This is a genomic window from Candidatus Cloacimonadota bacterium, from assembly GCA_011372345.1.
Classification (GTDB): domain Bacteria; phylum Cloacimonadota; class Cloacimonadia; order Cloacimonadales; family TCS61; genus DRTC01.
Window position 1 is genome coordinate 1 of record DRTC01000394.1, and the last position, 7,247, is coordinate 7,247.

Below are 7,247 nucleotides of genomic sequence, written 5' to 3' on the forward strand. Positions count from 1 at the left end.
AAATAAAGTTTATCTTTTTGGTTCGATCCATGCAGTTAAGCAGGACATTTATCCATTACCAAACACTATAATGAATACATTCGAGAATTGTGATGCTCTGGTTGTCGAAGCAGACTTGACCAAAATAAATCAAAATAAGATAATGGAATTAACTCAAAAAAATGGGATTTATCCTGTTGGTGATTCTATATCTAATCACATCTCACCCGAAAATAATAAAATACTGGAAAAGAAATTAAAAAACCTGGAACTCGATATCGAATTATTCAAGACTTCCAAACCCTGGTTTCTGGCAACAGTGATCGCTTCAGCGGAACTTCTTAAAATCGGGTATGATCCCCAAAATGGGATAGATATGTTTTTCCTCGATTATGCTGATAAATTGAAAAAAACAATCATTGAACTGGAAAGTGCTGAATATCAGATAGAACTGCTTTCCGGTTTCTCTCCTGAAATCCAGGAAATGTTTTTAATGGATACGATCGAAAGTTATTCTGATTTTGAGACAACTCTCGATACTCTGGTTACAACCTGGCAAAATGGAGATGAGAAGGGATTGGAAAAAATAATCATCCGGGAGATGAACAAAAATCCTGATCTCAAACCTCTCTATGACAAATTATTCCGGGAAAGAAATATCGAAATGTCTTTGAAGATAGAGGAATTTCTGACAACAGATAAAAAATTCTTCATTGTTGTTGGTTCCGGACATCTAATTGGAGAAGATGGAATAATTGAGATATTAAAGGAAAAAGGATACACAATTAGGCAGTTATAATAGAAAAAGTCATCATTATATTAATGATAATATAAACAAAATCGGAATTATCATTTTCATAATTAATTTCTGTTCGATCTTTTCTATGTTTTCCATAATGTGTTGAAGTGCAGGGAGTTACAATTTCTTCATTTGATTGGCATAGTAATTGCAAATCTTGGAATTGAAAATCAAAGGAGGAAATCATGAAAACATTAAAATTTGTTTTAATAATTTTTATTGTTCTCTGCAGCTTTAGTTTAACAGGTTCAAATTTGAACAATTATCGTCAAACATCATTCAGGAATATAAAAAACACTAACAATGATATTCTCAATAAAAGATCATTATCAGCAAATTATATCAATACAAAAACGGAAAGATTCAAACAAACCGTCGATATTCTTGATGAAACCGCGATCAATGTTCATAATACGAATGGTTCGATAAAAATAACAGGTTGGGATAAGAATTATCTGGAAGTTTATGCGATCAAAAAAACAAATAAAAGTTGTTGCGAATTAGAAAAAGTTCACATCAATATCAATGTGGAGAAAGGTCTGACGATCAATACCAGAAATCATTCTGACGATCCGGGTGTGATTGTGAACTATGTAATAAAAGTTCCGGATAAAGTCTATATCGGTGATGTAACTACTAATGAAGGAAAAATAGTTATCAAGAATGTTGCAGGTTCTTTAACTACATACAAAATAAAATAATTGAAGGAGGAGTGATGAAAAAGAAATCGTTACTTTTAGTGGTTGTCATTATTTTGGGAAGCTTTTTGCTTTATTCCCAGACAACTGTTGATTCTGAAGAAATTCAGAAAGAAGTTGATGAAGCTATGAAAGAAGTACAAGAGGCAATGAAAGAAGTCGAAAAGGAAACTGGAATTACAGTTGACTTGAATTTAAAAGGTGAAGATTATTATACTAAACCTTTTATGGGAGTTTATTATGAGGATCTGACAATGAAAAAAGCCAGGGAACTTGGTTATAACCAATTCTATGGGATTTTATTGACCGGTATTGTAAAAAATTCTCCTGCCAAATATTATAGACTTCTCGAAGAAGATATTCTGATGAAGATCGATGATGACAAAGTTTTAGATAAATCTAAATTTGGTAAACTTATAGATGCTCATTATGTTGGAGATAAAGTAAAATTGACCATTTTCAGAGACGGTCAACAGAAAGTTATAGATTTTATGTTCGGAGCCCGAAACAAGATCATCAATGAAAAAGGTGAATTGGTCGATAAACCCGAAACTGTTAAAAAAGAAGAAGAAAAAATTAAGAAGAAGAAAAGACTTTCTGTCGGACACGGAGGAGGAGGCTGGTATCCGATCTGGTTCATGCCTGATTTTGAAGAATTTAATTTGATGCTGGCTGAGCTCGAATTCCAGACAGAAACTTTTCCTGAAAAAGGATTTCTGATGCACGGCGGTGGTGGCCAGGGAAATGTTGGAAAAGGATGGTTCATAGGTGGAATGGGAGCTGGTTACAGCAATAAAGAAACAACAAAGCATGACTGGACGCATTATGTTGAAAACCAGGAAGTTACTAAGACAGTTTCCAGAACTGCAGAATATAAGATCAGCTATGGTGGTGTAACTCTCGATAAAAGATTCGCTCTCTCCAAAAAAATAGTCGGCTCTTTTGGAATGATGCTCGGTTGGGGAAACACCCAGTACAAAATACAACAGTATGATAAAAATCAGGATCTGGATAACTTTGATTTTGGTGGCGATCTTAATGATCAAATGGACAATTATTACGATTATGTCAGTACCTTGAAAATGAATAATGATTATATGCTGTTCCAACCAAAGTTCATGTTGATGTATAGAATTCTTGATTGGTTATCTTTGCGAGCAGAAGCAGGATATATGAAGAGCTATTCTGCCAAAGGCTGGAAAGGTGTTTGGAACGGTGAATCTGTTAAGGTTGAAAATGAGCCGAAATTAGATATGGATGGAATTACTCTCGTTGTCGGTCCCTGGTTTGGATTTTAATTGACAGCTAATTTATCAAAAAAAACTCTGGTAAAGGTAATTTTTTACCAGAGTTTTTTTGTAGATGTTAGAATATGAAAACTTGATTCAGGTTAGCTTTATCAATATTGAGCTATGTATTCTGATCTGATGAAATATTTAAACTTAATCCATCCGGTAACTACCGGATAAGTCAAGTTACACAACTTGGAACTACTGATGATTGTTTTTTCAACTTGTTGCATATCTTCTAAGATGAAAAAACATAATAAGATTTTTCATTTTTTCGGGGGAGAGAATGTTTCAGTCTTTATTAAGTAAGGTCGTTTCCGGAGTGATTTCATTAAGTATGATGCTTCTCTCATCTTATGAAGGAAATAATGCCGCTTTTTCTGAACTTGTATCTTTGATCTTTCAAAAAAATATTGTGTTTAAAACACAATTAGTTGAAGCATTTGAAAACGATTTTGAATCCGTATTCAAATCAGGAAAACAGATCGATATTTTTTTTGATGTTCATATCCGGATTCAGGGAAGAGAACCATTTACAGAAACCTTTAAACATTCGGTTCTGTTTGATCCGCTGAAACAATACTATTCTGTTTATATACAGGAAACAGATGAAGAATCGAAGACAGATAATATTGTAGATTTAAGAAACCTGATCTCAAAAGTAGAGTACAGTTATTCAGGAAGAAGGAGTGCTGAAATGATCGTTTCAATAACATCTTATCTCCCCAAGATACAACTCGACGATTCCGGTAAAAACTACGATCTGATGATGCTCTGGAATTTTAAAAAACCAAAGATAAAAAAGACAGTTTTGATCAAAGAAAATGAATTTTAGACCCGGAATCCGTGCCAGCGTTATTGTTTTATTCCTGTGCTTGTATTTAACAAGTTTGATCGTGATCAACGCTTTTTTTGTCAACAAACAGAATATTACCAAAGATTCCTTTAAAAACCTGGAATTTGACCAGCAGTTTTCAGCTTTGAATTTTCAAACAGAAACAGATACAACAAAAGCAATGAAACTATTAACAGATTTTAATGAGACTGTTGCCAGAACCAAAATGATTCAAAACGAAGCTCAAATTTATTCAGCAGTTGTTCTTTTTATCCTGATGATCGCTTCAATTTTTATTTTTATTATTATTTTTTATAAAATAACCAGACCGTTAAAGGAATTACAACTTGCTACTGCTAAGATCAAGGAAGGAGATTTCTCTGTTCACCTTCCTGAAAATGGAATCAAAGAGATCAAAGAACTGAAACAATCCTTTAACAGCATGTCCATGGAATTGGATAATATTCAAAGTAAATTATTAAATGCGGAAAAGGAAATGATCTGGAAAGAATTTTCCCGGATCCTTGCTCATGAAATAAAAAATCCGCTGACTCCGATCCAGCTTTCCATCCAGAGACTGGAGGAGAAATACGAAACCAAGAAATTCAAAGAAATTTTCCCTGAATCTGTTCAGATCATTAACCAGGAAATCAATAATCTTCACAATTTAGCTAAATCCTTTTCCAATTTTGCTAAGAAAACAGAACCTGAATTTTCGGTTTTTAATCCCTTTTCATCTATCGAAGAGATCATCAAACCTTATCTGCATAAATATAAAATTGTATTATCAGGGAATAAAGATTGTAAGATCAAATTCGATCCTGTTCATTTCTATCAAATAATCACAAATATCCTGCAAAATGCGATCGATGTTTCTCCACCTGATGAAATTATTAAAATAGAAATAGAACAAAAAGCAGGAAAAATTATTATAAAGATAACGGATAATGGAATTGGAATTTCAGAAGAAAATCTTAAGAAGATCTTTGAACCGTACTTCTCAAAAAAGAAAAAAGGAATTGGGCTTGGCTTAGCGCTGGTAATGAAACTTATCGATTTGAATCTGGCAGAAATAAATGTTATAAGCGAATTGAAAAAAGGGACAACATTTGAGATAAAGTGTAAATCATTCGAGTCGTAAGGAAGGCGTCAGATTGTAATCTGACCATGGGCGAAGACTCGAAATCGGAAAAATTCATTGAAATAAACTGAAAAGGATGAGAAAAACTGAATAAAACTTACCAAGTTTCAAAAACTTGGTAAGTTTTATGAACTTGAATTTATTTGTTGAAAAATTGAAAACCTTGAAAACGGCTTCATCCAGAGAAATTCTTTCAAATAAGCCTTTTCAACGGTTAAGAATGCTGTACTTTCCGAAGCTTCCCCTAAAGGATTTCTTAAACAATAAGATTCGGAAAGTTTGTAGATAATGAGATTTGCATGAAAACCGTTGAAAAAATTAAGCAAGAAGAAAACACTTATAAACTTTTTCAAGGTTTAATCAAATTGGAGTTATAATGAAGATATTAATAATCGACGATGAAATGAACATCTGCATAACTTTAAAAAATATCCTTGAAGATGAAGGATATAATTGCAGTTATGCTCTCGATGCCAGAACCGGTTTAAAACTGGTCGATACATTGCTTCCTGATGTAATTCTGCTCGATGTCAGGTTGGAAGATATGAATGGTCTAGAAGTTCTGGAAAGGATCGTGAAGATCAATAAAGAAATAATTGTCATTATGATCTCCGGACACAGCGGTATCCAGGAAGCTGTAAAATCTATAAAATTAGGAGCATTCGATTTTCTGGAAAAACCTCTGAGCCTGACCAATATTAAACACACGATCAAAAAAGCGATCGAATTCAAATTAATTTCACAGGACTATCAAAGACTAAGACAATCAGTAGATGAAAGATATAAAATTATCGGAGATGGAAAAGCAATTCAGGATTTGCGGGAGATGATCAGGAAAGTAGCTCCCAGCGAAGCAAAAATCCTGATTCGTGGAGAAAGCGGGACCGGCAAAGAACTGGTCGCTTATGCCATTCATAATCAAAGTAAGAGAAATAACAAACCTTTTGTTAAATTCAATTCTGCTGCCATTCCCAATGAACTGGTGGAAAGCGAACTCTTCGGTTTTGAGAAAGGTGCTTTTACCGGAGCTCATCGCAGTAAGAATGGCAAGATCGAACAGGCAGACAGAGGAACCCTCTTTCTCGATGAAATTGGAGATATGAACCTGAATGCCCAGGCAAAAATTCTGCGGGTTATCCAGGAAGGTGAATTTGAAAGAGTCGGAGGAAATAAAACCCAGAAAATAAATACGAGGATTATTGCTGCCACTCATAAAAACCTGGAAGAACTGGTAGAACAGGGAAGTTTCAGACAAGACCTTTATTATCGCTTGAATGTTATTCCCATTGAAACCCCTTCCCTACGCCAGCATCCTGAAGATATCCCGGTTTTGATCGAGTATTTTTCCAAACATTATGCCAATGAATTGAAGATCAAGATCAAGAATTTTCTTCCTGAAACAATTTCCGAATTACAATCATGGAAATTCAAAGGTAATGTTCGGGAATTGAAAAACCTGATCGAACGGATATATATTCTAATAGAAAAAGAAGATATAGAAAAAAACGATGTCCTCGAACTTTATAATATTTCCAAAGATATAGATTTCTGGAATCAAACCATACTTTATAAAGATAAAAAAAGAGAATTTGAGACCAGATATTTATCCACTCAACTGAAGATACAGCAAGGCAACTTATCCAGAACTGCGGAAGTTCTCGGCTTGCAGGTCAGTAATTTATCGAGGAAGGTTAAGGAGTTGGGGATTTAGAAGTTTTTGTTTCTTTATTAGGTTTCGTGGTGCTGGATATATACTATGGGAAGGAATTGTGAGATGTAATTCAATCGGAGGGAATATGATTAAAGTGGCGGAGAGAGAAACTACTGTTCGAATACTGAACGCCCTATCCTGGATTGTCTGATTATTGATAATAAAGTCCCTAACCGTAGTTCTTTATGAGCTGGAACAGGGACAGTAATTGTACTTTGTGCTGTTTTCTTCTGCATTATAATATGGCTCCCTCTCCTTCTAACTTCTAGAAAACCATGTTTCATTAATATCAAGCAAACTTCCTGTCCGGAAAGGATTTTTAATTTACCCAACTGCAACATCCAGGCTTGTTATAAATACTTCATTATGCAATCTATTACCGATCTCCCGTTGTGAAGCTGTTTCAAAAAATAATTCCAAAGCTTCTCGAAGATTTTCTTTTGCCTCTTCGACGGTATCTCCCTGGCTGGCTATATCGAGTTCCGGGCAGAGAGACACATATCCGTCTCCTTCCCTTTCGATCAAAACACTCATATGTCTCATCATAATTACTCCTGCTTTTTGTTAGATCATTATCGATGGGAAATGGAAAATATCTCTTTTATCTGTCAAGAACAATTCCACCCCCTAATGGATCTGCTTTCATTAAAGTTTCGGCAAGACAATCGGGATTATTCTTCTTATTCAACCAAACTCAACTCCATGCTGCGCGATGAAGTCGAGTCCGATTTTCTCCTAATTCCACTAATTCAACCGATCCACCTCGTTCCCAAATCCCTATTTGGGAATGCTTAC

Annotated in this window: 8 protein-coding genes; 6 read left to right on the top strand and 2 right to left on the bottom strand. The window is 34.6% G+C overall.

Translation table 11 applies throughout. The features are described 5' to 3' along the window. The 6 genes from ENL20_07725 to ENL20_07750 form a co-directional block, all read left to right on the top strand. On the top strand, positions 1-778 hold a 778-nt coding region (locus tag ENL20_07725; protein HHE38449.1), incomplete at its 5' end, for a TraB/GumN family protein. A gap of 185 nt (positions 779-963) precedes the next feature. Next, on the top strand, positions 964-1,479 hold the full coding sequence (locus ENL20_07730) for a hypothetical protein (protein ID HHE38450.1): 516 nt from the start codon (positions 964-966) through the stop codon (positions 1,477-1,479). A gap of 14 nt (positions 1,480-1,493) precedes the next feature. Further along, positions 1,494-2,774 carry a PDZ domain-containing protein gene (locus ENL20_07735; protein HHE38451.1) on the top strand — a complete coding sequence of 427 codons (1,281 nt, stop codon included), beginning with the start codon at positions 1,494-1,496 and terminating at the stop codon, positions 2,772-2,774. 277 nt (positions 2,775-3,051) lie between these two features. Further along, positions 3,052-3,600 carry a hypothetical protein gene (locus ENL20_07740; GenBank protein ID HHE38452.1) on the top strand — a complete coding sequence of 183 codons (549 nt, stop codon included), beginning with the start codon at positions 3,052-3,054 and terminating at the stop codon, positions 3,598-3,600. Then, complete coding sequence (locus ENL20_07745; protein ID HHE38453.1) at positions 3,590-4,741, top strand: HAMP domain-containing histidine kinase; 1,152 nt, start codon at positions 3,590-3,592, stop codon at positions 4,739-4,741. Before ENL20_07740 ends, ENL20_07745 begins: the two co-directional genes overlap by 11 nt. A 376-nt stretch (positions 4,742-5,117) precedes the next feature. Continuing rightward, on the top strand, positions 5,118-6,452 hold the full coding sequence (locus tag ENL20_07750; protein ID HHE38454.1) for a sigma-54-dependent Fis family transcriptional regulator: 1,335 nt from the start codon (positions 5,118-5,120) through the stop codon (positions 6,450-6,452). Between the two features lie 110 nt (positions 6,453-6,562). Here the strand turns inward: ENL20_07750 and ENL20_07755 are convergent, their stop codons facing one another. Continuing rightward, on the bottom strand, positions 6,563-6,784 hold the full coding sequence (locus ENL20_07755; GenBank protein ID HHE38455.1) for an addiction module toxin, HicA family: 222 nt from the start codon (positions 6,782-6,784) through the stop codon (positions 6,563-6,565). Then, entirely contained in the window at positions 6,777-6,998 is a 222-nt protein-coding gene (locus ENL20_07760) for a type II toxin-antitoxin system HicB family antitoxin (GenBank protein HHE38456.1), read from the bottom strand. Before ENL20_07760 ends, ENL20_07755 begins: the two co-directional genes overlap by 8 nt. Positions 6,999-7,247 lie beyond the last annotated feature (249 nt).

What these genes read in the sequence shown, in the direction of transcription:
- ENL20_07730 (HHE38450.1), top strand. Translation starts at nt 964, where the DNA reads ATGAAAACATTAAAATTTGTTTTAATAATTTTTATTGTTCTCTGCAGC.
- ENL20_07760 (HHE38456.1), bottom strand. Translation starts at nt 6,998, where the DNA reads ATGATGAGACATATGAGTGTTTTGATCGAAAGGGAAGGAGACGGATAT.
- ENL20_07750 (HHE38454.1), top strand. Translation starts at nt 5,118, where the DNA reads ATGAAGATATTAATAATCGACGATGAAATGAACATCTGCATAACTTTA.
- ENL20_07740 (HHE38452.1), top strand. Translation starts at nt 3,052, where the DNA reads ATGTTTCAGTCTTTATTAAGTAAGGTCGTTTCCGGAGTGATTTCATTA.
- ENL20_07735 (HHE38451.1), top strand. Translation starts at nt 1,494, where the DNA reads ATGAAAAAGAAATCGTTACTTTTAGTGGTTGTCATTATTTTGGGAAGC.
- ENL20_07745 (HHE38453.1), top strand. Translation starts at nt 3,590, where the DNA reads ATGAATTTTAGACCCGGAATCCGTGCCAGCGTTATTGTTTTATTCCTG.